Source organism: Novosphingobium colocasiae (assembly GCF_014652555.1).
GTDB classification, from domain to species: Bacteria; Pseudomonadota; Alphaproteobacteria; order Sphingomonadales; family Sphingomonadaceae; genus Novosphingobium; species Novosphingobium colocasiae.
Genome location: NZ_BMZA01000004.1, coordinates 205,174 through 228,395, shown reverse-complemented (window position 1 = coordinate 228,395; position 23,222 = coordinate 205,174). Strand labels below are relative to the sequence as shown.

Genomic DNA, 23,222 nt, shown 5'->3' with positions numbered 1-23,222 from the left:
CGTCGGGCTTGGGGCGTTGGCGCGCCCCGGTCCCCCGCCTTTTCAGGCAGGCGAAATTCAGCGCGCGCCGCTGGGCACCTTCTGGAAGCCGTTGCCGCTCTGGCGGATCACCGCCCCATCGCTGCACAGGTAATCGGCAAAGGATAAGACCGGCACGCCGAACCAGTCGTTCATCCGCAGCATCCGAGTCGCGATCGGCACCACTTCGTTAAGGTAGTAATCGTCCCGCGCCTCGCTCACCTTGCCGAAGCCGCTGCTGTTCTGCGGAATCACTCCGATGAGTTGCGGCGGCGTGCGGTGCGCCGCCAGCATGTCGTCCCGGCTGATGTTCTTGATGTTTGAAAACTCGTCCTTGGCGGTCACATCGGCGATGGGAATGAGCTGGACGCCGTCCTTTTTCCCGTTGGGAACATACATGAACAGGTTCTTGAAATTGCCCACGCCCTTGGATCGCCCAAGCTGGGTCTGGATCGCGTCAACCGTCTCATTATCTGCCAGCGGCTCACTGACATACAGGATGAACCCCGCATGCGCGCCGTTGAGGTAATAGCGCCGCCGGAACAGCGTCGCGTTCTCGCTCAACAGGCCTGACTGCAACGCCGCCAGCCATTCCGGCATGCCATAGATTTCCTGCGCCACGTCCGGCTGCTGCAAGTGGAACACTTGCCCCGCCGCATACTGGTGCGTGTCGCCGATCGGCCCGTTGACGAACCAGTATACACCGGGCTCCACCCCGGCGCGGGTGTGCACGGCGGGCGAATGCTCCGCCCGCGCAAGCCGCCCGGCAAAATTGAGCACGGCTTCGAGATAGCTGTTGCCCATCTGGATGAAATCCAGCGCGAACCGCTCGAAATCGACGGCCGCCAGCCACCGGCTCGGCACCTGTTGCGTCACCAGCATGTTGACCTTCAGGCCCACCGCGCTGCGGTGATAGGGGGCCATGTTGAACGCCTGCGCCAGCTTGCCCATCGGCAGCGGCGGTTCGTACCAGCGGTTGTTGTGCCATATCTCGAAGTATTGCGTGATCTCGCGCCGGTCCAGAACGCTCTCCGGATCGCCAAAGCTGAAGATCTGGCCCGGGTGCGTAACCGCGTCGGCCTCCACCTGCTCCACCGTGGCAGGAAGAGCGCTGGTGCTTGTCTGGGTCATCGATCGGCTCCTAGTCGAAGAATATCGCCCTGCCGCCGCGTGCGCCCTCATGGGCGGTCCCGGCATCCAGCGGTTCGTTGGAAAGTGCGTTGAGCAGCGCCCAGGCGATGTCGGCATGGCCCACCTCGCCATTGCGCCGCGCGATATAGGTGACGCCCTTCTGGCTCCCGGTCAGCGCCGGGCGGATCGCCATCAGCGCCGCCATCAGGTCGCTCCACCCGGCGTCGAACTCGATCCGCTGGGCGCGGAACACGTTCTGGCCCTTGATCACCAGCGCAGTCTTGCTGGCCACCGAATACTCGATCTTGCGCACCATCGGGAACCAGTGGCTCACCAGCTCGAACACCGCCTGCCCGTGCCCAGTGGTATCGATGGCGATATCGGTCACGTTGTAACGGGTGGCCACGGCCTTTATGAAATCGGCCTGCCCCTGGAAGTCGAGGCCGTTGAGCCGGTGCTTTTCCAGCACGCGGAACTTGCCTCGGCCCGCATCCTCCGGGGGGGCCAGCACCACCAGCGCGGCATCGTCGCGGCCCTGCTTGTTCGGATCGTACCCGATCCACACCGGCGCATCGCCGAACGGCCGCCCGCCGGGAATATCGATCAGCGCCGGACGGAAGTCGCTCCACTTGAGGAAGCTGTTGACCCGCGCCGGGGAAATCCGGGCGTAGGGGAAGCTGCTTTCGGTATCGTCGATGTCCTCGCATTCGAACAGATTGCGGAAGCGCTCTTCGGAATATTCGCGGCGCAGCTCGTCCACGTCGACCAGCTTGCCCAGCCCGCCCGCCACCGCGTCGTGGATGGTCAGCGACTGCTGCCACGAACCGTCCGGCATGCGCGCGCCGCCGCGCAGGTTTTTCAGGCTGATGTCGAACGGCTTTTGCTCGCCCTTTGCCCGGCCCTTGTTCCAGTCCTCGCCGTTCCAGAACGCATAGCTGGCGTGCGTCTTGATCGATGGAGAGGAAAAATAGGTCTTCTTGTAAATCTTGTGCGTCGCCATGGCGCTGGCGACGCCATTCAGCTCCGAAAAATTCGGCACCCAGGCATATTCATCGAAGTAAAAATCGCCGCTTTCGCCCTGCGCGGTCGCGCTGTTGGTCGAAAGAAAATAGAACCCGACCGGATCCAGCGCTGGCCCGGTCGCCGCCGGCTCGCCACCCTCCCCTTCTTCGTCGGGATACTGCCCGACGAAGTCGAGCATGATGATCTTGCCCTTGAGCTCGACGCCGGTGACCCGGCGCACCCAGCCCACGATCTCGCGCCGGAATTTCAGCGCCTGGCGCTCGCTGGCCGAAAGGAATATCTGGTTGCGGGGCCGCTCGTCCTCGTCCAGCGCCGTCGCGCCTTGGCCTTCCAGCACCGCCTCTGCCACCTTGGCCAAGGCTTCGCGGGCGAAATACCAAGTAGCGCCCACCTGCCGGCTCTTGCGCAGCTTGCGGGTGCGCTCGTTCCGATGCTCCCACCACAATTCCTGATAGGCGAAGTTCTTGGCGTGGAAATCGTCCAGCAGCGCCTGCCATTGGTCGAGCGTGAGGAAGTTCCGGCGCTTTTCCTCCCGCTTCGCCTTGGCCGCCGGGCCGTTGCGCGCCGCGATCCGCTCGTTGAGATCGCCTTCCTTGCCGGTCTCGCCATATTTGCGGATGCGCGCCGATTTTTCGAGCTGGCGCATCAGGAAATCGACCCGCTTCATGTCGCCTTCGGTGAACGGCTCCTTGTCCAGCAGCGCGGCGATCTTCACCTCGATCCGGTCGTCGATCACCGCGATCGGCGATGCCAGCTCCCACCCGTCGCGCCGGCTCCAGCTCGCCAGCGTGCTGTACTTCACCCCCATTTCCTCGGCGATCTGCACCAGCGTCCATCCGCGCCAGAACAGGCTGCGCGCCTCGCGCCGCTGCGCACGCGCCACCTGCCGGCTGATCGCGGGCGGGCTGTCGGTTTCGGTGGCGGTGGAGGCTGCGGCATGGTGCATGGCCATGCCATGCACCGCGCTGGCGGCCCTATGTCCAAGGCTCGCCGGTGTAACGCGGCGCGTCACCCGCGCGCGACATTGCCAGATCGCCGCCGCTGCGGCCTCAAGGCGTCATCAGCCTACCGCCCCAGAACCCAGCGCCGACCGGAGCCGATCCCATGAAGACCAAGCCCTTCCTCCTCGCCACCGCCGGCAGCACGGTCGATAACCGCACGATCGATGACAAGATGCTGAAGGAAATGGCATCGAGCTACGATCCCAAGACCTACGGTGCCCGGCTCAACATCGAGCACATCCGGGGCATCTCCGGGGACAAGCCCTTCCGCTCCTATGGCGACGTGATCGAGCTTTCCACCGCCGAAGTGGAGGTCAACTTCAACGGCAAGACCGAAAAGCGCCTCGGCCTGTTCGGCGTGCTCGACGTGACCGACGATGCCAAGGCGCTCAACGATGCCGGACAGAAGGTCTATCCCTCGATCGAGATCGAACCCAACTTCGCCGGCAAGGGCTTCGCCTACCTGATGGGCTGCGCCCTGACCGACAGTCCCGCCGCCATCGCCACCGATCGCCTGGCTTTCAACCGCCACCTCCCCGGCACCATCCAGCTATCGCGCGACGTCTCGGCCCTGATCGAATTCGCCGCTGACGCCGATCCGGCGGACGGCACCGGCCTGTTCGCCTCGCTCAAGTCGGTGCTCGATGGCTTCGCCGCCAAGATCGCACCGCCCAAGGCCGAGGAAAAGCCGTCCAGCGAACCGGAGGCCAAGCCGGGCGCGCTCGACTTCGCCCAGCTCACGCCACTGCTCGAACAGCTCACCGGCACGATCGACAAGCAGTTCACCACGCTGCGCACCGAATTCCGCACCGAGGTCGATGGCCTGGCGGTGCAACTCGCCGCCTTCAAGCAGGAACGCGAAAGCGAGCCGGCCCCCACCTACAAGCGCCGCCCGCTCGCGAACGGCCAGAACGGCAACTTCGCCAAGACCGATTGCTGACCCGCCCCGCCACTGCCTGCCGCCGCCACCGCACCGAACAAGGAACACTCCCATGCGCAACGAAACCCGCGCCCTCTTCAACGCCTACGTGTCGCAGATCGCCGCGCTGAACGGCGTCGCCAGCGCCACCGATCAATTCAACGTCGATCCCGAAATCGAGCAGAAGCTCGAAAGCGTGATGGTCGAAAATTCCGAATTCCTCGCCGCGATCAACGTGGTTCCTGTCATTCAGCAGGAAGGGCAGGTTCTGGGCATCCAGACCACCCGCTCCATCGCCGGCCGCACCGATACCAGCGGCAATACCCGCCGCCAGCCTACCGATCCCAGCGGCAATGCGGAAAAGCGCCGCTACCTGTGCAAGGAAACCGAGTACGATTGGGCGCGCGGCTACGCCATGGTCGATGCCTGGCGTCACAAGTCCGATTTCGAGATCCTCATCCGCAACGCGATCCTCGAACAGCAGGCGCTCGATCGGATCATGGTCGGTTGGTACGGCACGTCCGCCGCCGCCCAGACCAATCGTACCGACAACCCGCTGTTGCAGGACGTCAACTTCGGGTGGCTTTACAAGATCCGCACCAACGCCCCAGCGCAGGTGTTCAATGACGGCCACCTGACCGTCTACACCAACGGCACCAACAACCCCAACCTCAAGAAGATCTACGTCAAGGATGGCGTTGAACTCTTCGACGGCGCGGCGGCCTACAACGCGGTTGGCGGTTCGGCCCATGCTCTGGCGGATTACAGCTCGCTCGATGCCCTGGCGCTCGATGCCAAGCGGCTGATCCCCGAATTCTGGCGCGGGCGTACCGATCTTGTCGTGATCGTCGGCCACGATCTGGTCGACGACAAGTATTTCAATATCGCCCAGACCACTGGCACGACTGCCACCGAAGTCGAAGCGACCGACCGTATCCTGCGCTCGACCAAGCAGATCGGCGGATTGCCGGCGGTGCGCGTGCCGTTCTTCCCCGGCAACGCGATCCTCATCACCACGCTCAAGAACCTCTCGATCTACTGGCAGGAAGAAACCCGCCGCCGCCAGCTCAAGGACGAGCCGGAATACAAGCGGATCGCCAACTACGAGAGCGTCAACGAGGCCTACGTGGTCGAGGAATACGAACTCTGCGTGCTGGTCGAAAACATCGTGGTCGGCGGTGCACCGGCCCGATCGGTCGCCCCGTAATACCACCCGAGAGGGTAGCGAGGCCCCGAGCTGCGGTACGGCGCGGCGAAGGGAAGATCCCACATCGGCCGGGGGACGGTACAGATCCCGGCTCCAACCCGAGAGGTCCCGCATGTTCAGCCCCGCCCTGCGCCATCGCCAGCGTGTCCTCGCCCAGCTTGCCGGCGAAGCCGTGGCAGGCGACGGCCCGCAAGCCGCGCCGCCGCCGCCCGCAGCCGACACCGCCGCCGGTCAGGAATACGCCGCCCTGCGCGTCCTGCTGCATGACAACCTGCGCACCCTGGCCGACGTCCAGTCGATCGAGACGCGCAATCCCATGAAGGCGCAGATGGCCAAGGCCTTCGTGCCGTGGGTCGAAGGCGCGCTCGCCGCCGGCGATGCGGGCGAAGCCGCGCAGGACGAAATCCTTGTCACCCAGATGATCTGGGCGATCGACTATCGCGATATCGATCTCGCGCTGCAGATCGGTGCCCACGTTCTCAAGTTCGCGCTGACCCTGCCCGAACCCTACAAGCGCACCCCGGCATGCTTTCTGGCCGAGGACCTGGCGACTATCGCGCTCGCCAGCGCCGAACAGGTCACGCTCGAACAGTTGCTGCGTGTCGCCACGCTCACCGCCGATTTCGACATGCCCGATCAGGCCCGCGCCAAGCTGCACAAGGCTATCGCCCGCGCATACGATCGCAAAGCCGAAGCCTTCGACCCGGCAGACGAAAATGCCCCCGCCGGCGGCAAGGGCGCTTACCTGACCGAAGCCGGCACCCACTACGCCCGCGCCATCGCCCTATGGAAAGACGTCGGCGTGAAAAAGGACATCGACCGCATCGAGCGCCAGCTCAAGGCGATGGCCGCCGCTGAATCGAACGACGGCAACTGACGGAACGCCCCACGGCGCTCGGGGGGCGGACGGGAACGGCATCGGCTTCGCTTGCGATCACCGCCGCCGCACCCGTCCCCACCCCCCGATTACACTTTTGTAAGGACAGGACATGACCGGCCTCATTTCCGTGCCTGCCGCCCCGAACGATCCTGCCGACGCGGCAGTCGTGGCCGATGGCTGGTTCCCGCCGGTAACGCTCGAATCCGTCCGCGACCGCCTGCGCCTGGGCGATGGCACGGTCACCACCGCCCGCCTGACCGAGGCGATCGAAAGCGCGATGCTCCACGCCTTCCGCGAACTCGCCGAATGGCGCACCGCCCGCGTCCTCGCCGGCGCGGCGTCGCTCGATCAGGTGACCGATCAGCAGGTCAACGGCCAGAACCACGCCGTGATGCTGTGGGGCCGGATCGTGCGCTATTTCGCCGGGGCGGACCTGGCATCCGACTATCGCGATATCTCGGCCACGAACACCGGCCTCGATCGCGCCGTCGAAAAGGACGAAACCAGCGACGAACTGCGCCGCCGCGCCCTCGCCGCCGTCGCCGATCTGCGCAGCATCGGCGGCGATCCCGTGCCCCGCAACCGGGTGGAGCTGATTTGATGGCCTGCGGAAGGCTTCAACTGTCCCCAATATCCTTTCGGGATGCAACGGCGTTCGTTGACCTCCATCACCGCCATCATCGGGCTCCTCAAGGCCACAAGTTTAGCTTAGCGGTAGTCGAAGATAATCGTATCATCGGCGTCGCGATCGTGGGCCGTCCTGTATCTCGCTACCAAGACGATGGCAGGACGCTAGAAATCACCCGACTTTGCGTCATTCCAGATCTCCCAAAAGTAGTCGATCGCAGCGGAAGGGAGCATGCCCACCCGGCTTGTTCGTTTCTTTATGGTGCGGCGAAGAGAGCGACATTCGCGTTGGGCTATAGCCGTTTTATTACCTATATACTCGATGACGAAGCGGGAAAATCAGTACTCGCCGCTGGGTTAGAGTTCGTTGGCCGCACTAAGCCTGGATCATGGTCGCGGCTGTCCCGTCCCCGCGACGACAAGCATCCCTTAGGGTCGAAGCAAGCCTTTGAGGTGGCTGCGTGACCACCGCCACCACCTTCGACGGCGAAACGCTCGATGCCCTGTGCTGGCGCGTCCTCGGCCGCACGGCCGGCGTCACCGAACAGGTGCTGGCGCTCAACCCCGCGCTCGCCACGCTCGGCACCGCCCTCCCCGCCGGGATCGTGGTGACCCTCCCCGAACTCACCGAAATCGCGCCCAGCCTGCGCGAGACGGTGCAGCTCTGGGATTGACCGATGGACAAGCTCAACTCCCTGCGCGCCGCCGTCACCGCCGTCCTGCCGGAACTGGAAAAGAACCCGGACAAGCTGCGCCTGTGGATCGAACGCGGTGCTGCCAAGTGCCGGGGCACCGCAACCGAGGCATTCGGCTTCGAATTCCAGGCCAGCGTGCTGGTTGTGGAAATGACCACCGATATCGCCGTGCTCATGCTGGCGGTGTTCCGCTGGTGCCGCGTCAATCAGCCCGATCTGCTCGCCCCGCAAAGCCCCGGGGTGACCTTTGACGCGGAGATCCTCGATAACGGCAGCGCCGATGTGCTGCTGCAGATCCCGCTCACCCAGAACGCCACCGTGCTCAACGGCGGCACCGCGATAAGCTGGCTGGCCGAGCCCGACCCCCTGTTCGATGACGGGCTGGGCCTGGGTGACGCCGATCCGGTGCCGCCCTTCGCCGGGCTCGACGTCGCGGATGACGCGCCGCCCTGGGACGATTGATGGCCGAGGATCTGCAGCAGTTCGAGGAATGGTTCGGCCGCATCCTGCAGGGGATGGAGCCTGCCGCCCGCAAGCGCGCCGCCATGAAGCTGGGGCAGCGCCTGCGCGCCAACAACCTGAAACGCATCGCCGCCAACGTCGAACCCGATGGCTCGCCTATGGCCCCGCGCAAGCCGCGCCTGGACCGGCGCGGCAGGCTGCGCGCCCGCGCCGGCGGCAAGATGTTCAAGGGCCTGCGCCGCGCCCGCAACTGGAAGATCGACGCCGATCAGGACGGCGTCGAAATCCGCCCCGCCACCGGCGCGGTCGATCGGGTCGGCTCGGTCAGCCAGTTCGGCGAGATTTCCACCGTCGGCTATCTGCGCAACGGCACGCCGATCCGGGCCCGCTATGCCATGCGCCGCATCCTCGGCTTCGGCCCGGAAGACGACACACTGGCGCTCGAAGTGGCCGCCAGCCTGTTCGATCCCGACACGCGATAGCAGCCCTGCCGGGTAACGCCGCGCGTCACACCGCCGCCCCCTGTCCTGCGCGCGCGCGGATGGCCCATGCCAGCGGTCATGGTCGGTTCCATCGCCTCATCCCCCGCCGTCGATCTATCCGCGCTGCCCGCGCCGGATCTGGTTCCGCAACCGGATTTCGAAACGCGCCTCGCCGGCAAGCTGGCGCGGCTGATCGCGCTGCGCCCGGAATTTACGGCGCTGGTCGAAAGCGACCCGGCCATGAAGCTACTGGAAGCGGATGGCTATGACGAACTGGTGCTCGCCGAAGCCTGCAACCACGCCGCCAAACAACTGCTGCTGGCGTTCGCGACCGGCAGCAATCTCGACCAGCTCGGCGCGCTGTATGATGTCGAACGGCTCACCGTCACCCCGGCGACGGAAACGACGGCGGCGGTGATGGAAAGCGATACCGCCTATCGCCAGCGCATCCAGCTCGCCCCGCACAGCTTCTCGGTCGCAGGGCCGGAGCTGGCCTATGTCTATCACGCTCGATCGGCGCACGGCGATGTGGCGGACGCTACCGCCGTCTCGCCCAGCCCCGGCGAAGTGGTGGTTACCGTGCTGTCCGCCAGCGGCGATGGTGTGCCGTCCACCGACGTGCTCGATGCGGTCAACGCGCTGCTGCAGGGGCCCATCCGCCCCTTGACCGATCACGTCATCGTGCAGCCGGCCGAGCTGGTCGATTTCGCGATCGAGGCAGAGCTTTACGTGTTCGCCGGGCCCGATCAGGCGCTGATCCTCGAAACCGCGCAGGCGGCGCTGACCGCGCACCTTGCCACCGTCCGCCGCTTGGGCCGCGATGTCGCCCGTTCGGCGCTGATCGCCGCGCTGCATGTCGGCAATGTCCAGCGGGTCAACCTGATCAGCCCGGCTGACGATATCGCCATCACCAGCCACCAGATCGGCAGCGCCGTTTCGATCGATGTAACCATCGCGGGCACCGAACTGTGAGCCTGCTGCCGCCCAACGCCACCCCGGCCGAACGCGCGCTGGAACAGGCGATGCTGTCGGGCATCGATCTGTCCACCGTGGGCACGCTGTGGGATCCGGCGAACTGCCCGGCCGAGGTGCTGCCGTTCCTCGCCTGGGGCCTGGCGATCAGCCATTGGGACAGCGCCTGGACCGAAGCCGAGAAGCGCACCGCCGTCGCCGCCGCCATCCCGTACCATCAGGTCAAAGGCACCCGCGCGGCGGTGGAACAGGTGCTGGCGCGCTTCCACCCGCTGCTTTCGCTCACCGAATGGTGGGAGACGACACCCACGCGCGATCCGCACACCTTCGAAGTGCGCGCCCCGGCCGATATCGGCGCTGAATTCCTCACCGCCGATACGGCATCGGCGCTCATCCGCGATGTCGCCGCCGCCAAGCCGCTGCGCGCCCATTTCGATTTCGTGCAGGTGCTGGAGGCGCAGGCCGGGCTTTATCTCGCCGCCGGCGGGCTGGCGGGTAGCATGTACCGCGCCGCCGCCACCACCATGATCGATACGAGCCGTGACTGGTCGATCGTGCTGCAGACCGAGGATGGCGAGCCGATCCGCACCGAGGATGGCCTCGATTATCTGGAGACCAGTTGATGGCGGTGATCGTCCTCAAGATGACCGATGCCGGCCTTGCCGCCGTGCAGGCGGCCAGCGGCACCGATCCGGTGGAAATCACCGAACTGGGGCTCACCGCCACCGCGTTCGACTATGCGCCCACGCTCACCGCGCTGCCGGGTGAATTCAAGCGGCTCGATGTTGCCAGCGGCGTGGCCACCGCGCCGAACGTCACCCACCTCACCGCTTACGATACCAGCGGGGATACCTGGACCGCCACCGGCCTCGGCCTGTTTCTGGCGGACGGCACGCTGTTCGCGGTGCATCCCAGCGCCGATCCGATCATGACCAAGGTGGCGCTGGCGTTCGGCCTGCTGGCCTTCGATATCGCGTTCGAGGCCGATCTGGCCGCCAACATCGCCTATGGCAATGCCGTCTTCACTTATCCGGCGGCGACCGAGGAAAGCCAGGGCGTGGCGGAAATCGCAACGCAGGGCGAAGTAAACGCCGGCACGGACGATCAGCGCATCGTCACCCCGCTCAAGCTGGCCGCGCTGCTGGCAGCCCTGCTGGGCCCTGTCACCGCCGCGATCGGTTCGCTGACCGCCAGCCTCGCCGCACTTCTGACCGACGTCTGGCGGCCATCGAATGATGGCGCGGGCAGCGGACTCGATGCCGATCTGCTCGATGGCCGGCACGGAGCCTGGTACGCGCCCGCCGGACAGGTGGCGGCGTTCGCCATGGCGGTAGCACCCGCCGGATGGCTGGCCTGCAACGGCGCGGCGGTCTCGCGCGAGACCTATGCCGCGCTGTTCTCTGCCATCAGCACCGAGTGGGGCGGCGGTGACGGTTCAACCACTTTCAACCTGCCCGATCTGCGCGGCGAGTTCCTGCGCGGTTGGGACGATGGGCGCGGCATCGACGCGGACCGCGATTTCGCGAGCTTCCAGGCCGATGAGCTCAAGGAACATGCGCACGGCCTGAAAATCTCGACCGAACTCTACGCCAGCCACGACGGCAGCGAGGAGAATGACCGGATGGTGCGCGCCTCTGATGCGCCGCAGGCCAACTACATCTCGGCCGCCGGTGGCACCGAAACCCGGCCGCGCAACCGCGCGGTCCTCTACTGCATCAAGACCTGAGGGCAACGCCATGTCCAAGATTACCGCGCTGCCGCCCCACTCCACCGAGGATATCGACGGCACCGAAACCCTGCCGATCGTGGTCAACGGCCAGACCCGCCAGACGCCGGCCGGCCCGCTGGTCGATCGTCTGGCGCAGCCGCATGTCGATGCCGCCGCCGCCAGCGCCGCCGCCGCTGAAGGCGCAGCCATCGCGGCCGAGGCGGGCACGAACTATCGCGCCACGATCGCCGCCGCACTGGCCGATTTCGCACCGGGCGTGGCGTTCGTCTGCCCGCAGGTGACCGGCGAAAACCCGGATGGCGAAGATCGCCGCTATCTCCGCACGGTCGGCGTACCGGGCTACGAGCTCACCGCCGATCAGCCGTTGAGCAAGCGGGTGATGCAGTCCACCGCCGATGGCAAGGGCACGCACGCTCTGGGCCACAAGGCCGATGGCACCGGGGCGATCGACCGCACGGCGGCCGATGTCCTGCGCGACGATCTGCGCGGCGCGGACTATGCGACGATCCAGCAGGCGCTGGACAAGGCTGCGGCGGATACGGTCGGCGCGCAATCGCTCCGGCGGAAAGTCACGCTGCGCGCCGGTTCGTACAGTATCACCGGGCTGGCACCGCTGGCGGTCTCCGAAGGATCGACGCTGGAAGGCAACGGGCATCAGGAAGCCAGCGACAAGTGCGCCACCGTGATCACGCGCGCCGACAGTGGCGATGGCGTGCGGATGGGCGGTCATTTCACGGGCGGAAAATACTGGTGGTTCGGCCAGTTGCGCAATCTGGCGCTGGTGGGCGGGAAGAACGGCACGGGCGGCTACGGCATTTCCGCGCGGATGCCGACCGGCGAACCGGTGACGCTGCAGGACACAAGCACGATCGAGCAATTCACCATTCGCGGCTTCGGCACGGGCGGCATCGAATTGCCGCTGGGCATGCTGCCGGGCAGAGTGGGGCCGGGCAAGCTCTTGTGGAACGGCGCTGTTGGCATCGATTTTACGTCGGCGGCCCAATACGGCCACCAGGCGGCGCATTTCTTTGAAATTTCGGGGGACGGGCACACCGATGCGCTGATCCGCATGACCAACCTGTGTGCGCAGCAGGGGACGACTCTGCTCACCATCCCGAAGTCCGAATGCCGGGTCATGAATGACTTCGCCGGGGTGGAGGGCAACCAGAATGCGGTCAAGCTGGTGAACCCGGAGGCCGGCGCACGGGTGTTGATCCACGCGCTCGATCATATTTCGTCGATCCCGGATGGAGGAGCCTACAAGAAGCCCGCTGATGCGATCAGCATCAGCGGCAGCAACGTGCCCCACATCGAATGGTCCTGCTCGAACATCCGCGTGCGGGGAACCGATACCGGGGCCGATCCTGCCATGCTGTCCCACGCGGCACAGTCGGTCTCGATCCCCTATACGTTTGCGTCCGGTCGCTACTCCAACCTCGATCGCATCGACGCGTCGCAGGCATCGACGCCAACCTGGCTGTTCGGCAACAACTACACGGTCCCGAACAAGGGGCCCTGCACTCCCGCTATGGTGTTGGGCGGCGTCACGCCGGGCTACGTCCTGCACAACAAGGCCGGCAGTGCCGATCTCAAGGGTGGTGCGCTGGTCCTTTCCAGCGGCGTGCTATCCCTGCGGTACATCAAGGACGACAACTCGACGCTGACCGCCCTGGCCTTCAACCGCACCGGGAGCGGGCTGGGCGATATTGTCGCGGGCAGCCATTTCCGCCCCGCCAGCGACAATGTCTACGCCAACGGCAGCGCGTCATTTCGCTGGACAACGATCTATGCCTCGACCGGCACGATCAACACCTCGGACGAGCATGACAAGCACTGGATCGGTGGCCTCACGGACGCGCACCGCGCCGCCGCCGCAGCGATCCGCGCCGAGATCGGAACGTTCCAGTTCAACGATTCGGTTGCCGAAAAGGGTGAGGATGGCGCGCGCATACACGTCGGCGTGCGGGCCCAGCGGGTTATCCAGATCCTGATCGATGCCGGGATCGAACAGGCTGCGGCCGATGACTGGCGCGATGCGGTGGTCAATCCATATGCGGCCGGCACGGTGCTCTCTCCCGAGGATTGGGCCAACCGCACCGTTTTCACCGTGCCCGAGAGGCCGTCGTTCCGCCTCGCCTTTTTGTGCTGCGACGTGTGGGATGATGAGTGGGAGGATGTGACCGAATACGTCGAACTGACGCGCGAGGAGGTGGTGCCGGTCGAAACCGGCCTGCTCGATAAACACGGCAAAAAGGTCATCCGCGACGAAAAGCGTACCGTTCCGGCCGGGGAGGAGTTGCGGCTCGTCGGCAAGCGCCTGGTGCGCCCCGGTGGCCGGCTCTTTGGGTTGCGCGAAAGCGGGCTGCACTGGCTGATGATGGCGGCGCTGGACGGGGGCGCGGCGTGAAGCTCGACGATCTCCTTGTCTGGCTGGCGTCGCTGGGAGCCGCGCTTGCCCTGTGCGGCGCACGTCTGGGCTGGCTGCTGTTCGGCATGGCACCCGAGCCGCCTGCCGATCCGGCGGCGCTGATCCTGTGGCGGCGCAAGCGGCGCTGGCTGACCATCTCCGAACTCTCCGCCATCCCGGCCTTCGCCACCATCAGCGTGACCGTGGGCAAGCTGCGCGACTGGCCGATCGAGGGCGTCGTGCTGTTCAGCATGGTGCTGGGCGCGCTGGGCTTCGCGTTTTTCCTGGACGCTCTGCAGACGCTGATGCGCCGCCGCCTGGGACTCGATGCCGATCAGGGCCGCACGCCGTGACCTGGCTGGCCGATCTCGCCTTCGCGCTCCCGGCCGCGCTGTCTGCCTTCGCCTACTGGCGCGCCCGGCGGCTGCACAAGCGCATCCTCGCCATCGAACCGCACTGGCGCTGCCCCGCCGCCCAGCTCCGCGCCCGCCTTTTCCCGAAAAGGAAATGACCATGGCCTACCCACGTGGATATGAATGGCTGGCCGGAAAAACGCCGCTTCCGCGCCTGATCAGCGAGGCGCTTGCTCTTCACGGCACGTTCGAAGCACCCGGCCCCGCCGACAACCCGGTTATCCTCGCCTGGGCGCGCGAGGTGGGCAAGGATGTGGCCGCCGTCTACGGTCATGATAGCGTCCCATGGTGCGGCCTGTTCGTCGCGGTGTGCTGCAAGCGTGCCGGAAAACCGGTGATCTCCGGGCCGCTGTGGGCCGCGAACTGGGCGAAGTTCGGCCAGCCTTCGCTTGTGCCATCACTGGGCGATGTGCTGGTTTTCCGGCGCGACGGCGGTGGGCACGTCGGCTTCTACATTGCCGAGGATGCGACGGCCTATCATGTGCTGGGCGGCAATCAGGGGGACAAGGTGTGCATCACCCGCATCCTCAAGTCCCGGTTGGTCACCGCCCGTCGCCCGATCTGGGAGGTCGGCCAACCCACGAGCGTGCGACCCTATCGCGTGGCGATCGCCGGGGCGCTCTCGGTCAACGAGGCGTGAAACAGCAAGAAGACATCCCGGCCGACCTGTCCGAACTGATCCGGCTCGGCACCGTCACCGCCGTCGATCTCGCCGCAGCCACCTGCACCGTGCGCTATGGCGACCCCGATGATGACGACGGCGGTGCGGAAACGCCGCCGATCCGCTGGCTTGCCTCGCGTGCCGGGCAGACCCGCGTCTGGTCCCCGCCCAGCGTCGGCGAACAGGTCATAGTTCTCGCACCTGATGGCCAGTTGGCCGGGGCGGTCGCGCTCACCGGAATCTGGCAGGACGCTTTCCCGCCACCGGGTGTGACCCTAACCGAATTCTTCCTGTTCGCCGATGGCGCGCGAATCGCTTACGATCCGGTCGGCCACGCCTTGAGCGTCACCCTGCCCGCCGGTGGAACCGCCGAAATCGATGCACCCGGCGGCCTGACGATCCGGGGCGACGTATCGATCGAAGGCACGGTCACCGTCAGCGAGGACGTGACTGCTTCCGGAATCAGCCTCACCGGCCACAAGCACGGAAATGTTCAGAGCGGCACCAGTCAGACTGGCGGGCCGCTCTGAACTCGATTACTATCGACGAATTCTAATCAGTGTCATCGGGAATTTCACATCCAAGCGTTGAACGGTAGTGCGACAGAGCAGCGGCATATTGCTGCAAAGCATTGCTCAGGTGGAATTCAGATGCTCGGATTGCATGGGTTCGTTTTATTTGTGAGGCGCGGTGAGCCAAAAAGGCATCTTCGTCAAACGCGCCATCGTCGGCGACCATGAATAGGTTTCCGGATTGGTCTCTTGGCGGCTCTTCATCAAACTCGTCTTCGTAGATGCCCCGCCTTCGGTTCGAATGCTGCTCGTTACGTTCACTATCGAGGAAGCTGTGAACCGCTAGCAATCTCTCAAACCATTCAAGGACTGGCTCGCCCTCAAATTGATCTATGCCACTGTATTTCATGAAAATTTATCCAAAGTGGTGCCGGGAGCAGTGCTCGAACCCAATTGCATTCTAAACGCTTCGCTGTTGAAAATTCTGCCCCCCTAAGAGGGTCCGAGCACGCGGATTTTAACACTCTGAACTGCCGATCGCTATTGGGAAAGATTATCGAAATGCCCGCGCCCCTAATCCTCGCAGCCGCAGCCGCCGCGTGCATTGCCTCAGTGCACGACGGCGATACATTCCGCACCTGCGCGGGCGAACGCATCCGCATCGCCAATATCGATGCGCCCGAACTGCCCGGCAGCCCCAAGTGCACCGAACATCGCCCCCGCGCCTGGTGCGATTACGATCTCGGCTATCGCAGCCGCGATGCCCTGTCCGCTCTGATCGCCACCGGCCCGGTGCGCATCGATCGCAGCGGCAGAGATCGCTACGGCCGCACCCTCGCCACCGTAACCGTCAACGGCCGCGACGCCGGCGAATATCTGATCGCGCGGGGCCTCGCCCGCCGCTGGTAGCTGTGTAACGCGCCGCGTCACCCCGCCGCCCACTGGCCGCGCGCGCGCGTTCCGCGCCATGCCTCCATCCCATGAACGGGATGAACGCCACCACCGGCCAGGCCATTGACGGCGCGCAGCACCTTGCGCAGTCGATCGCCGATATCCTGTCCACGCCGATCGGCACGCGGACCATGCGCCGCGAATACGGTTCGCTCCTGTTCGATCTGATCGACCAGCCACTCAACGCTGCCACCGCCATGCTGCTGCGTGCCGCCACCGCCGTGGCCCTGCGCCGCTGGGAGCCGCGCATCAGGCTCTCGAAAATCGCCCTGTCCGGCACGCCAGCAGGGGGCAGCCTGGTCATCACCCTGTCCGGCACCCGCACCGATGTGCCTGCGCCCACCGCGCGCACCACCCTTGCCATCCCCCTCCCCGCCCTGATCGCAGCGTAGAAGGATCCCGCCATGCACCACGGCCTGACCATCACCGATACCACCACCGGCGCCCGCAGCGCCCAGGTCCGCAGCACCGCGATCATCGGCCTGATCGCCACCGCCAGCGCCGCCGTGGGCCAGCCCACCACCGATCTCAACGCCGCCTTCCCGCTCAACACCCCGGTGCTGGTCACCGATGTCGATGCGGCGGCGGGCAAGGCCGGCACTGGCGGCACCCTGGCCAAGGCGCTCGAGGCCATCGGCGATCAGTGCAGTCCGATCGTCAACGTCTTGCGCGTGCCCATCGCTACGGGCGAAGAGGATCAGGATGATCTGGTAATCGCCGGCATCCAGGCGCTCATGGCAGCCGAAAGCGTCACGGGGCAGCGCCCGCGCATCCTCGGCGCGCCCGGCCTCGATACCCAGGCGGTCAGCGCCGAACTGGCCGTCGCCGCCGCCCGCCTGCGCGGCTTTGCCTATGTCGCGGCTATCGGCGACGATATTGCCGAGGCAGTGGTCTACCGCGATGAATTCGGCGCGCGCGACATGATGCTGTTCTGGCCAGATGTGAACGACTGGGAAGGCTGCGCCATCGCCGATGCGCTGGGCCTGCGCGCGAAGATCGATGAGGAACAGGGCTGGCACAAGACCATCAGCAACGTCCCGCTCGGCGGCGTCACCTCGATCACGAAGAGCGTGCATTTCGATCTGCTCGATCCGTCCACTGATGCCGGCGTGCTCAACGCCGCGCCGATCACCACGATGATCCGCCGTCAGGGCTATCGCTTCTGGGGTCAGCGCACCTGCGCCGGCAATGAACAGCCCGAATTCAGTTTCGAAAGCGCGGTACGCACGCGCCATGCGCTGGTCGATCTGCTCGAGGCGACGATGGCCCCCTTCCTCGATCAGCCGATGACCGTGGGCCTGATCAAGGACTGCCTGGAAAACGTCAACGCGCAGTGCCGCCAGCTCAAGGTGGAAGGCCGCATCGTCGGGGCGGAATTCTACTTCGACCGGACCAAGAACAGCGCCGAACAGCTCGCCGCCGGCCGCCCCACCTTCGGCCTGAAATACACGCCCTGCGCCCCGCTAGAAAACCCGATCGTCGAACTCATCAACACGGCCGAGTTCTACGACGGCTTCGCCGACCAGCTCGTCTAAGCAAAGGAACAAGCCATGGGCCTGCCCCGCACCCTCGTGAATATGAACGCCTTCGTGAACGGCAACAGCTACCAAGGCGTCATTTCCGAATTCGAACAGCCCAAGCTGGCGATCAGCACCGAGGATTACCGCGGTGGCGGCATGCTCGGCAGCGTCAAGCTGGACAAGGGCCTTGAACCGCTCGAAGCCACCCTCACTTTCGGCGGCCACGAAAAGCGCCTGCTCCGCACGTTTGGCACGACAGACGTCGAAGGCGTGCGCCTGCGCCTGGTAGGCGCTTATAGGGCAGACGATGGCAGCCCCGCGCAGGCCGTTGAAATCTATGCCGGCGGCCGGTTCACCGAGATCGATCCCGGCAAGGACAAGCCGGGCGATGCCACCGAACACAAGTACACCGCCCCCCTCAATTACTACCGCCGCGTCGTCGATGGCCGGGTCGAAATAGAGATCGATATGATCGGCGGCGTGTTCATGGTCGATGGCGTCGATCGCTACGCCGAAATCACCGCCATCCTGCAAGGCTGATCTCTCCCAACCCGGCGCGCGGTCCATTGCGGGGCACCGCGAACCGGCCGGGCCGGGAACGGCGGTCCCACCTGCCCTGCAGGTTCGCCCTTTCCCGGCCCACCCGCCCCGCATCAACAGGAGCCCCGCGCATGACCAGCCCCGCCGAAATCGCCGCCGTAACCAGCAATGGCCCCCGCACCGAGACGGTATCGCTGGTCGAACCCATCGTGCGCGGTGAAACCACCATCCCCTCGATCACGATCCGCAAGCCGCGCGGCGGCGAGCTGCGCGATCTCAACCTGCAGGACGTGGCGGCCAGCAACGTCGCCGCGCTTCTCAAGGTCATCCCGCGCATTTCCAACCCGCCGTTGACGGATGATGAGGCAGATATGCTCGATCCGGCGGACCTGATGGAAATCGGCGGGATCATTCGCGGTTTTTTTATGACGGCAGCCGAGCGGCAGGCCATCGCCATGCTGATCGCGGAACATCAGCCGAAGAGCTGATGGCCGACCTGGCGCTGATCTATCACTGGTCACCGGCCGTTCTTGAGGCGCTTCCGGTTGACGAACTCCTGGCGCACCATCGCCGCGCCATGGAGCGCTGGCAGGCGTCCAACCGTGCTGTCGCGGCGGAGCTGGCGCGGGTACTGGTCGGATGAACAACAAGCTCTCCCTGCTGGTCAACTTCATCGGCGTGGACAAGATGTCCACCGGCCTGCGCAACATCGTCGGCCTGAGCAGGAAGGGTTCGCAATCGATCCGCGCGCTCAACGGCGAGGCGAAGAAGCTGCAGAATGAGATCAAGCGCTATGATCGCCTGATCGAGCAGACCACCGGCAACACCACCCACTTGTGGAACAGCCAGAAGCAGAAGCTGCAGGAACTGGAAACCGTCCAGTCCCGTATCGCCCGCCAGCAGCGGATCATGGCGATCGACGCCGATCGCCAGGCCATGGCCAACCGCGCCGCCGCCTTGAAGGGCAAAGGGCAGGAAAACGTGCTGGGCGGGGCCGCGCTCGCCGCGCCGCTGATCCTTGCCACCACCAAGGCTGCCGAATTTTCCAGCGGCATGGTCGATATCCAGCAGAAGGCCGAACTGTCCGATCGCGCCACCGCGCAGATGGCCAACAACATCATCGCTGCAGCCGCCGCCGCGCGCCAGCTTCCGGAGGATATGCGCGCCGGCGTCGATGTCCTGTCCGGCTTCGGTCTGGATCCGCGCAAGGCCGCGTTGATGATCGCGCCGATCGGCCGGCTCGGCACCGCCTTCAAGGTGGACCTGTCGGACGGGGCGGCGGCAGCTTACGCCAACCTCAACAACCTCAAGGTGCCCATCACCCAGACGTCGGCCGCGCTCGATGTCATGGCGGCGGCGGGCAATGCCGGCGCGTTCGAGGTGAAGGATATGGCGCGCCATTTCCCCAGCCTCACCGCGCAGATGCAGGCGCTGGGGCAGAAGGGCGTGCCGGCCGTGGCCGATCTGTCCGCCGCCCTGCAGATCGCCCGGCGCGGTGCGGGCGATGCCGACGAAGCGGCCAACAACGTCCAGAACCTGCTGTCGAAGATCAATTCCCCGGGGACGATCGCCGCGTTCAAGAAGAACTTCGGCGTCGATCTGCCCAATGCTCTAAAGCGTGCCTATGCCGAGGGAAAAACGCCGATCGAAGCAATTGCCGAGATCACGAAGAAGGCCACCGGCGGCGACATGGCCAAGCTCGGCTTCGCGTTCGAGGATATGCAGGCGCAGTCCGCGCTGCGCACGCTGATCCAGAACATGGATGATTACCGGCAGATGCGCGCCCAGATCGCGCGGTCATCGGGCACGGTAGACAAAGCATTCGACCAGCGCGTCACCCGCGACGCCACCGTGCAGTGGCGCGCCTTCCTCGGCACCGCGTCCCGCCTCGCGATTGTCCTGGGCACCACGCTGCTGCCGGTCGCAACCGATGTTCTGGGCATGATGGGCTCGGCCGCAACCGCCGTCGCCAACTGGGCGCAGGCGCACCCCGCGCTCGCCGCCGGTCTGATGAAAGGTGCCGCCGCGCTCATCACCTTCAAGGTCGGGCTCGGCGCGGCCCAGTATGCGCTCGGCGCTATCCTGGGCCCGGTGGCCAACGTCATCGCTTTCGCCCGAAAGGCGGCACCCGTGCTGGGCCTGCTGCGCACGGCCGTCATTTTCCTCGGCCAGGGTTTCCTGCGCGCCGGGGCCATGATGCTCGCCAACCCGATCGTGCTGCTCATCACCGCGATCGTCGTCGCCGTCGGCGCGGCGGCTTACCTGATCTATACCCATTGGGACCGGATCAAGGCCGCGTTCTTGGGCGGCGTCGCCTGGGTGAAAAAGACCATCGGCGGCTTGCCGGGGTGGCTCAAGAACATCGGCGCGATGATGATGCAGGGCATGCTGCTGGCGATCAATCCCATGGCGCTGGCGTGGAAGCTGATCGAGGTGGCCCGGAACGGCGTCAGCGCGTTCCGCAAGTACCTCGGCATCAACAGCCCTTCACGCGTGTTCATGGCGCTGGGCGGCCACGTCGCCGGCGGACTTGAACGCGGGATAGACGGGAACCGCCACGGCCCCGCCCGCGCCGTCGGCCGCATGGCGGCGGGCGTCATGGCTGCCGGCGCGATCAGCCTTTCCCCCATGCAGGCCGCCGCCGGGCCAATCGGCTCCGGCCGGGGCGGCGGCGACACGTACATCTTCAAGATCTACCAGCAGCCCGGAGAGGATGGCGAAGCGCTCGCCCGTCGCACCGCCGATCTGATTGACCGCATGAAGGCGCGCAAGGCGCGCGGCAGTTACGAGGATCGCTGATGGCCACCGCCCCCGTCACCCTGCCGCCGCTGATGTCGCTGGGCATGTTCGTCTTCGGGATGAACACCTGGGCCTATTCCGAATTCCAGCAGCAGATGGACTGGCGGCACGAAAAGGCCGATCGCTTCGGCGCGCGCGCCGCCAGCCAGTTCGCCGGGCCGGGCGACGATCGGATCACCCTGTCCGGCCTGCTCGTCCCCGAAATCGCCGGCACCTATGGTGCCATTGCTACGCTGGAAGAAATGGCGGGCACCGGCGATCACTGGGACCTGATCGACGGGCAAGGCATCATCTATGGGGCCTATCGCATCGTGTCGCTGAACAAGGCGTTCCGGGGCATTCTGGCCGGCAATCTCCCGCGCGGCGTCGATTTCACCCTCGAACTCGAACGGCACGATTGATGCCGGCGAACATCGCCGCAGTGCGCCTCACCCTCGATGGCAAGGATCTGGCTGACAAGATCGACCCGCGCCTGCTCGCCCTCACCCTCACCGAAAAGCGCGGCGGCGAGGCGGACGAGCTGTCGATCACGCTGCACAACACCGATGGCCTGCTCGCCCTGCCAGCGCCCGGCAAGGTGCTGTCACTGGCGCTGGGCTGGGCGCAGGGGGACGATGTGACACCCGGCCTGATCGACAAGGGCCGCTTCACCGTGGATGAGGTGGAGGCAGGCGGCTATCCCGATCAGGTCACGATCACCGCCCGCTCTGCCGATCTGTCCGGCAAGTATCGCCAGCGCCGCACGAAAGTCTGGAAGGATACCACCCTGGGCGCGGTGCTGGCTGATATCGCCGCGCGCCACGGCATCACCGCCCGCGTCCACCCCGATCTGGCCGGCAAGCCCATCGCAGCGATCGATCAGCACGGCAAGAGCGACATGGCCTTCGTCCGCGATCTCGGCAGCCGCTATGACGCCGTCGCCACGTGGAAGGATCGCAAGCTGATCTTCATTCCGGTCGGCAGCGCCACCACCGCCGGCGGCAAGGCGATTCCTGCCCTTTCCCTCACCCGCCGCGATGGCTGGGCTTGGCGCTTCACCCGCGCCGATCGGGACGAGAATGATGGGGCCGAAGCCCAGTGGCACGATCAGGCCGCCGGCCGCCGCAAAAAGGTCAGCACCGGCGGCAAGAACCCGAAAAAGCTGAAGCGCGTCTACGCCAGCGAGGCGGACGCAAAGCAGGCCGCCCACGCCGAAGCCGGCAAGCGCAAACGCGGCGGCTTCAAGTTCGAATACGATCTCGCCGTGGCGGATTGCACCATCCAGCCCAATCGGCCCGCCACCCTGTCAGGCTGGGGCAAGACGGTGGACGGCATCACATGGCTGGTCGAAAGCCTTGAAACCACGATGGGCGGCGGCGGGATCAGGCAGAAACTGGCGCTGGAAAGCACTCAAATTTAGGCGCAAACCGCCAATTCTCGCTCTTCAAACCGCTTCGCAGGATGGTACTCGGACACTCGCTCCACAATAGTCTGTGTTGCGTGAGCGTTAACATCCGGCTTAACTTCCTGAATCGCAGCTTTTAACCAAGGTATGGCACTGCGCACAACGCGCCCGAACAACGCACAACGATAAGTGTCGCTCAATAAAAAAGCAAAAATCGCTGTCACATACCGCGCCCGATACTGCACCGGAATGCGATGAACAGATAAATCCTTGGCCCCAGGATTGTGCTTATCACCCCACACCATCGCCTTAATCGTGCTAAAGACCATGTACCGGGTCAACCATCCTTCGGGGAGGGCAGACATCGCTACCAGCTGTCGCGCAAACTCGGGGGGCAATTCGGGCGCACTCACCAAGTCATCCGCGATTGATATGTACAGGTCGCGAAAATGGCGGGCAGTGGGTCGCTGTCGTAAGTTTCGCCGGACCAGCATAATCAACCCAAAGCTCGCGATAGCGACGCTGAAAACGACGACCGCATAACTAGTCATGTGATTCGCCTCCTATCTCTCCTTGCGCTTTGCGGCCAACCTTCGGACTTTGACGCCGAATTTCCGGACGATTCCGGTACTTGGCCGATAAACGCTCTGAATCCACTCTTCGTTTCCGGGCATCCGCACGATCCTCCTTCCAGAGGGTCGCGAGATACGCGAACAATCCATACCTGGGTAATAATAGCAAAATTACTACCAGGGTGGATAGTGCCCACCCTGGGCCAGTGATTTCCGCTAATGTCCCGGTCGCGTTCAGAACGCTGCTGACGCTTTCGCCGCTAGTGGGCGCACTTCCCCCAAGCTCCAAATTTACCCCTCCTGATCCCTTCCTCTTC

Annotated in this window: 29 protein-coding genes; 25 read left to right on the top strand and 4 right to left on the bottom strand. The window is 65.3% G+C overall.

The window, feature by feature from the left end:
• Positions 1 to 57: 57 nt before the first annotated feature.
• Together IE122_RS08810 and IE122_RS08805 are read right to left on the bottom strand one after the other, a co-directional pair.
• Positions 58 to 1,149, bottom strand: coding sequence for a phage portal protein (locus tag IE122_RS08810; RefSeq protein WP_189620777.1), 1,092 nt, complete (start codon positions 1,147 to 1,149; stop codon positions 58 to 60).
• Between the two features lie 10 nt (positions 1,150 to 1,159).
• Positions 1,160 to 3,118, bottom strand: a complete 1,959-nt coding sequence (locus IE122_RS08805; protein ID WP_189620804.1) for a terminase large subunit domain-containing protein — start codon at positions 3,116 to 3,118, stop codon at positions 1,160 to 1,162.
• A gap of 158 nt (positions 3,119 to 3,276) precedes the next feature.
• Here IE122_RS08805 and IE122_RS08800 point away from each other — a divergent pair, with 158 nt between their 5' ends.
• From IE122_RS08800 to IE122_RS08730, 16 genes are all read left to right on the top strand, one after another.
• Positions 3,277 to 4,113: a GPO family capsid scaffolding protein gene (locus IE122_RS08800; RefSeq protein ID WP_189620776.1), complete on the top strand. Its 837-nt coding sequence runs from the start codon at positions 3,277 to 3,279 to the stop codon at positions 4,111 to 4,113.
• Positions 4,114 to 4,165: 52 nt separating this feature from the next.
• A complete protein-coding gene (locus IE122_RS08795) occupies positions 4,166 to 5,299 on the top strand; it encodes a phage major capsid protein, P2 family (protein WP_189620775.1) in 1,134 nt (377 codons plus the stop codon).
• A gap of 112 nt (positions 5,300 to 5,411) precedes the next feature.
• Positions 5,412 to 6,176: a phage terminase small subunit gene (gene gpM, locus IE122_RS08790; RefSeq protein ID WP_189620774.1), complete on the top strand. Its 765-nt coding sequence runs from the start codon at positions 5,412 to 5,414 to the stop codon at positions 6,174 to 6,176.
• A 112-nt stretch (positions 6,177 to 6,288) separates the two neighbouring features.
• Positions 6,289 to 6,780, top strand: a complete 492-nt coding sequence (locus IE122_RS08785; protein WP_189620773.1) for a head completion/stabilization protein — start codon at positions 6,289 to 6,291, stop codon at positions 6,778 to 6,780.
• Positions 6,780 to 7,271 (top strand): XF1762 family protein, encoded by a 492-nt coding sequence (locus IE122_RS18550; protein WP_373299124.1) that lies wholly within the window; start codon positions 6,780 to 6,782, stop codon positions 7,269 to 7,271. The genes IE122_RS08785 and IE122_RS18550 overlap by 1 nt, the downstream gene beginning before the upstream one ends.
• Entirely contained in the window at positions 7,268 to 7,480 is a 213-nt protein-coding gene (locus IE122_RS08780) for a tail protein X (RefSeq protein WP_189620772.1), read from the top strand. The genes IE122_RS18550 and IE122_RS08780 overlap by 4 nt, the downstream gene beginning before the upstream one ends.
• 3 nt (positions 7,481 to 7,483) lie before the next feature.
• Positions 7,484 to 7,963: a phage tail protein gene (locus IE122_RS08775; RefSeq protein WP_189620771.1), complete on the top strand. Its 480-nt coding sequence runs from the start codon at positions 7,484 to 7,486 to the stop codon at positions 7,961 to 7,963.
• Positions 7,963 to 8,445 (top strand): phage virion morphogenesis protein, encoded by a 483-nt coding sequence (locus tag IE122_RS08770; protein WP_189620770.1) that lies wholly within the window; start codon positions 7,963 to 7,965, stop codon positions 8,443 to 8,445. The genes IE122_RS08775 and IE122_RS08770 overlap by 1 nt, the downstream gene beginning before the upstream one ends.
• 78 nt (positions 8,446 to 8,523) lie before the next feature.
• On the top strand, positions 8,524 to 9,417 hold the full coding sequence (locus tag IE122_RS08765; protein ID WP_229813924.1) for a baseplate assembly protein: 894 nt from the start codon (positions 8,524 to 8,526) through the stop codon (positions 9,415 to 9,417).
• Positions 9,414 to 10,040 (top strand): phage tail protein I, encoded by a 627-nt coding sequence (locus tag IE122_RS08760; RefSeq protein WP_189620769.1) that lies wholly within the window; start codon positions 9,414 to 9,416, stop codon positions 10,038 to 10,040. The genes IE122_RS08765 and IE122_RS08760 overlap by 4 nt, the downstream gene beginning before the upstream one ends.
• Positions 10,040 to 11,143, top strand: coding sequence for a tail fiber protein (locus IE122_RS08755; protein ID WP_189620768.1), 1,104 nt, complete (start codon positions 10,040 to 10,042; stop codon positions 11,141 to 11,143). The genes IE122_RS08760 and IE122_RS08755 overlap by 1 nt, the downstream gene beginning before the upstream one ends.
• A 10-nt stretch (positions 11,144 to 11,153) precedes the next feature.
• Positions 11,154 to 13,553 carry a tail fiber domain-containing protein gene (locus tag IE122_RS08750; RefSeq protein ID WP_189620767.1) on the top strand — a complete coding sequence of 800 codons (2,400 nt, stop codon included), beginning with the start codon at positions 11,154 to 11,156 and terminating at the stop codon, positions 13,551 to 13,553.
• Entirely contained in the window at positions 13,550 to 13,906 is a 357-nt protein-coding gene (locus tag IE122_RS08745; RefSeq protein ID WP_189620766.1) for a hypothetical protein, read from the top strand. Before IE122_RS08750 ends, IE122_RS08745 begins: the two co-directional genes overlap by 4 nt.
• Positions 13,903 to 14,064, top strand: a complete 162-nt coding sequence (locus IE122_RS08740) for a hypothetical protein (RefSeq protein ID WP_189620765.1) — start codon at positions 13,903 to 13,905, stop codon at positions 14,062 to 14,064. Before IE122_RS08745 ends, IE122_RS08740 begins: the two co-directional genes overlap by 4 nt.
• A gap of 2 nt (positions 14,065 to 14,066) precedes the next feature.
• A complete protein-coding gene (locus IE122_RS08735; protein WP_189620764.1) occupies positions 14,067 to 14,606 on the top strand; it encodes a TIGR02594 family protein in 540 nt (179 codons plus the stop codon).
• On the top strand, positions 14,603 to 15,157 hold the full coding sequence (locus tag IE122_RS08730) for a phage baseplate assembly protein V (RefSeq protein ID WP_189620763.1): 555 nt from the start codon (positions 14,603 to 14,605) through the stop codon (positions 15,155 to 15,157). The genes IE122_RS08735 and IE122_RS08730 overlap by 4 nt, the downstream gene beginning before the upstream one ends.
• Positions 15,158 to 15,179: 22 nt before the next feature.
• Here the strand turns inward: IE122_RS08730 and IE122_RS08725 are convergent, their stop codons facing one another.
• Complete coding sequence (locus tag IE122_RS08725) at positions 15,180 to 15,548, bottom strand: hypothetical protein (protein WP_189620762.1); 369 nt, start codon at positions 15,546 to 15,548, stop codon at positions 15,180 to 15,182.
• A 152-nt stretch (positions 15,549 to 15,700) separates the two neighbouring features.
• Between IE122_RS08725 and IE122_RS08720 the strand changes: the two genes are divergently transcribed.
• The 9 genes from IE122_RS08720 (at position 15,701) to IE122_RS08680 (ending at position 22,348) form a co-directional block, all read left to right on the top strand.
• The gene (locus IE122_RS08720; RefSeq protein WP_189620761.1) at positions 15,701 to 16,048 is read left to right on the top strand and encodes a thermonuclease family protein; all 348 of its coding nucleotides are present in this window, start codon (positions 15,701 to 15,703) and stop codon (positions 16,046 to 16,048) included.
• 71 nt (positions 16,049 to 16,119) lie between these two features.
• Positions 16,120 to 16,482, top strand: a complete 363-nt coding sequence (locus tag IE122_RS08715; RefSeq protein ID WP_189620760.1) for a GPW/gp25 family protein — start codon at positions 16,120 to 16,122, stop codon at positions 16,480 to 16,482.
• A 12-nt stretch (positions 16,483 to 16,494) separates the two neighbouring features.
• Complete coding sequence (locus IE122_RS08710) at positions 16,495 to 17,625, top strand: phage tail sheath subtilisin-like domain-containing protein (RefSeq protein ID WP_189620759.1); 1,131 nt, start codon at positions 16,495 to 16,497, stop codon at positions 17,623 to 17,625.
• 15 nt (positions 17,626 to 17,640) lie between these two features.
• Positions 17,641 to 18,150: a phage major tail tube protein gene (locus IE122_RS08705; RefSeq protein WP_189620758.1), complete on the top strand. Its 510-nt coding sequence runs from the start codon at positions 17,641 to 17,643 to the stop codon at positions 18,148 to 18,150.
• Between the two features lie 131 nt (positions 18,151 to 18,281).
• Positions 18,282 to 18,638: a phage tail assembly protein gene (locus tag IE122_RS08700; protein WP_189620757.1), complete on the top strand. Its 357-nt coding sequence runs from the start codon at positions 18,282 to 18,284 to the stop codon at positions 18,636 to 18,638.
• Positions 18,638 to 18,793 carry a GpE family phage tail protein gene (locus IE122_RS08695; protein ID WP_189620756.1) on the top strand — a complete coding sequence of 52 codons (156 nt, stop codon included), beginning with the start codon at positions 18,638 to 18,640 and terminating at the stop codon, positions 18,791 to 18,793. The genes IE122_RS08700 and IE122_RS08695 overlap by 1 nt, the downstream gene beginning before the upstream one ends.
• Entirely contained in the window at positions 18,790 to 20,949 is a 2,160-nt protein-coding gene (locus IE122_RS08690; RefSeq protein WP_189620755.1) for a phage tail tape measure protein, read from the top strand. Before IE122_RS08695 ends, IE122_RS08690 begins: the two co-directional genes overlap by 4 nt.
• Positions 20,949 to 21,350: a phage tail protein gene (locus IE122_RS08685; RefSeq protein ID WP_189620754.1), complete on the top strand. Its 402-nt coding sequence runs from the start codon at positions 20,949 to 20,951 to the stop codon at positions 21,348 to 21,350. Before IE122_RS08690 ends, IE122_RS08685 begins: the two co-directional genes overlap by 1 nt.
• Positions 21,350 to 22,348 carry a contractile injection system protein, VgrG/Pvc8 family gene (locus tag IE122_RS08680; protein ID WP_189620753.1) on the top strand — a complete coding sequence of 333 codons (999 nt, stop codon included), beginning with the start codon at positions 21,350 to 21,352 and terminating at the stop codon, positions 22,346 to 22,348. The genes IE122_RS08685 and IE122_RS08680 overlap by 1 nt, the downstream gene beginning before the upstream one ends.
• On the opposite strand, the gene IE122_RS08675 is transcribed toward IE122_RS08680, so the two are convergent.
• Positions 22,345 to 22,884 carry a hypothetical protein gene (locus IE122_RS08675; protein ID WP_189620752.1) on the bottom strand — a complete coding sequence of 180 codons (540 nt, stop codon included), beginning with the start codon at positions 22,882 to 22,884 and terminating at the stop codon, positions 22,345 to 22,347. The two genes, IE122_RS08680 and IE122_RS08675, sit on opposite strands and share 4 nt — an antisense overlap.
• Positions 22,885 to 23,222: the final 338 nt, after the last annotated feature.

Coding starts and splice junctions, on each gene's coding strand:
- IE122_RS08695 (WP_189620756.1), top strand. CDS start 18,638: ATGGCCGACCTGGCGCTGATCTATCACTGGTCACCGGCCGTTCTTGAG.
- IE122_RS08700 (WP_189620757.1), top strand. CDS start 18,282: ATGACCAGCCCCGCCGAAATCGCCGCCGTAACCAGCAATGGCCCCCGC.
- IE122_RS08690 (WP_189620755.1), top strand. CDS start 18,790: ATGAACAACAAGCTCTCCCTGCTGGTCAACTTCATCGGCGTGGACAAG.
- IE122_RS08720 (WP_189620761.1), top strand. CDS start 15,701: ATGCCCGCGCCCCTAATCCTCGCAGCCGCAGCCGCCGCGTGCATTGCC.
- IE122_RS08675 (WP_189620752.1), bottom strand. CDS start 22,884: ATGACTAGTTATGCGGTCGTCGTTTTCAGCGTCGCTATCGCGAGCTTT.
- IE122_RS08750 (WP_189620767.1), top strand. CDS start 11,154: ATGTCCAAGATTACCGCGCTGCCGCCCCACTCCACCGAGGATATCGAC.
- gpM (WP_189620774.1), top strand. CDS start 5,412: ATGTTCAGCCCCGCCCTGCGCCATCGCCAGCGTGTCCTCGCCCAGCTT.
- IE122_RS08795 (WP_189620775.1), top strand. CDS start 4,166: ATGCGCAACGAAACCCGCGCCCTCTTCAACGCCTACGTGTCGCAGATC.
- IE122_RS08770 (WP_189620770.1), top strand. CDS start 7,963: ATGGCCGAGGATCTGCAGCAGTTCGAGGAATGGTTCGGCCGCATCCTG.
- IE122_RS08685 (WP_189620754.1), top strand. CDS start 20,949: ATGGCCACCGCCCCCGTCACCCTGCCGCCGCTGATGTCGCTGGGCATG.
- IE122_RS08755 (WP_189620768.1), top strand. CDS start 10,040: ATGGCGGTGATCGTCCTCAAGATGACCGATGCCGGCCTTGCCGCCGTG.
- IE122_RS08715 (WP_189620760.1), top strand. CDS start 16,120: ATGAACGGGATGAACGCCACCACCGGCCAGGCCATTGACGGCGCGCAG.
- IE122_RS08765 (WP_229813924.1), top strand. CDS start 8,524: ATGGTCGGTTCCATCGCCTCATCCCCCGCCGTCGATCTATCCGCGCTG.
- IE122_RS08800 (WP_189620776.1), top strand. CDS start 3,277: ATGAAGACCAAGCCCTTCCTCCTCGCCACCGCCGGCAGCACGGTCGAT.
- IE122_RS08785 (WP_189620773.1), top strand. CDS start 6,289: ATGACCGGCCTCATTTCCGTGCCTGCCGCCCCGAACGATCCTGCCGAC.
- IE122_RS08805 (WP_189620804.1), bottom strand. CDS start 3,118: ATGCACCATGCCGCAGCCTCCACCGCCACCGAAACCGACAGCCCGCCC.
- IE122_RS08725 (WP_189620762.1), bottom strand. CDS start 15,548: ATGAAATACAGTGGCATAGATCAATTTGAGGGCGAGCCAGTCCTTGAA.
- IE122_RS08680 (WP_189620753.1), top strand. CDS start 21,350: ATGCCGGCGAACATCGCCGCAGTGCGCCTCACCCTCGATGGCAAGGAT.
- IE122_RS08775 (WP_189620771.1), top strand. CDS start 7,484: ATGGACAAGCTCAACTCCCTGCGCGCCGCCGTCACCGCCGTCCTGCCG.
- IE122_RS18550 (WP_373299124.1), top strand. CDS start 6,780: ATGGCCTGCGGAAGGCTTCAACTGTCCCCAATATCCTTTCGGGATGCA.
- IE122_RS08710 (WP_189620759.1), top strand. CDS start 16,495: ATGCACCACGGCCTGACCATCACCGATACCACCACCGGCGCCCGCAGC.
- IE122_RS08735 (WP_189620764.1), top strand. CDS start 14,067: ATGGCCTACCCACGTGGATATGAATGGCTGGCCGGAAAAACGCCGCTT.
- IE122_RS08705 (WP_189620758.1), top strand. CDS start 17,641: ATGGGCCTGCCCCGCACCCTCGTGAATATGAACGCCTTCGTGAACGGC.
- IE122_RS08810 (WP_189620777.1), bottom strand. CDS start 1,149: ATGACCCAGACAAGCACCAGCGCTCTTCCTGCCACGGTGGAGCAGGTG.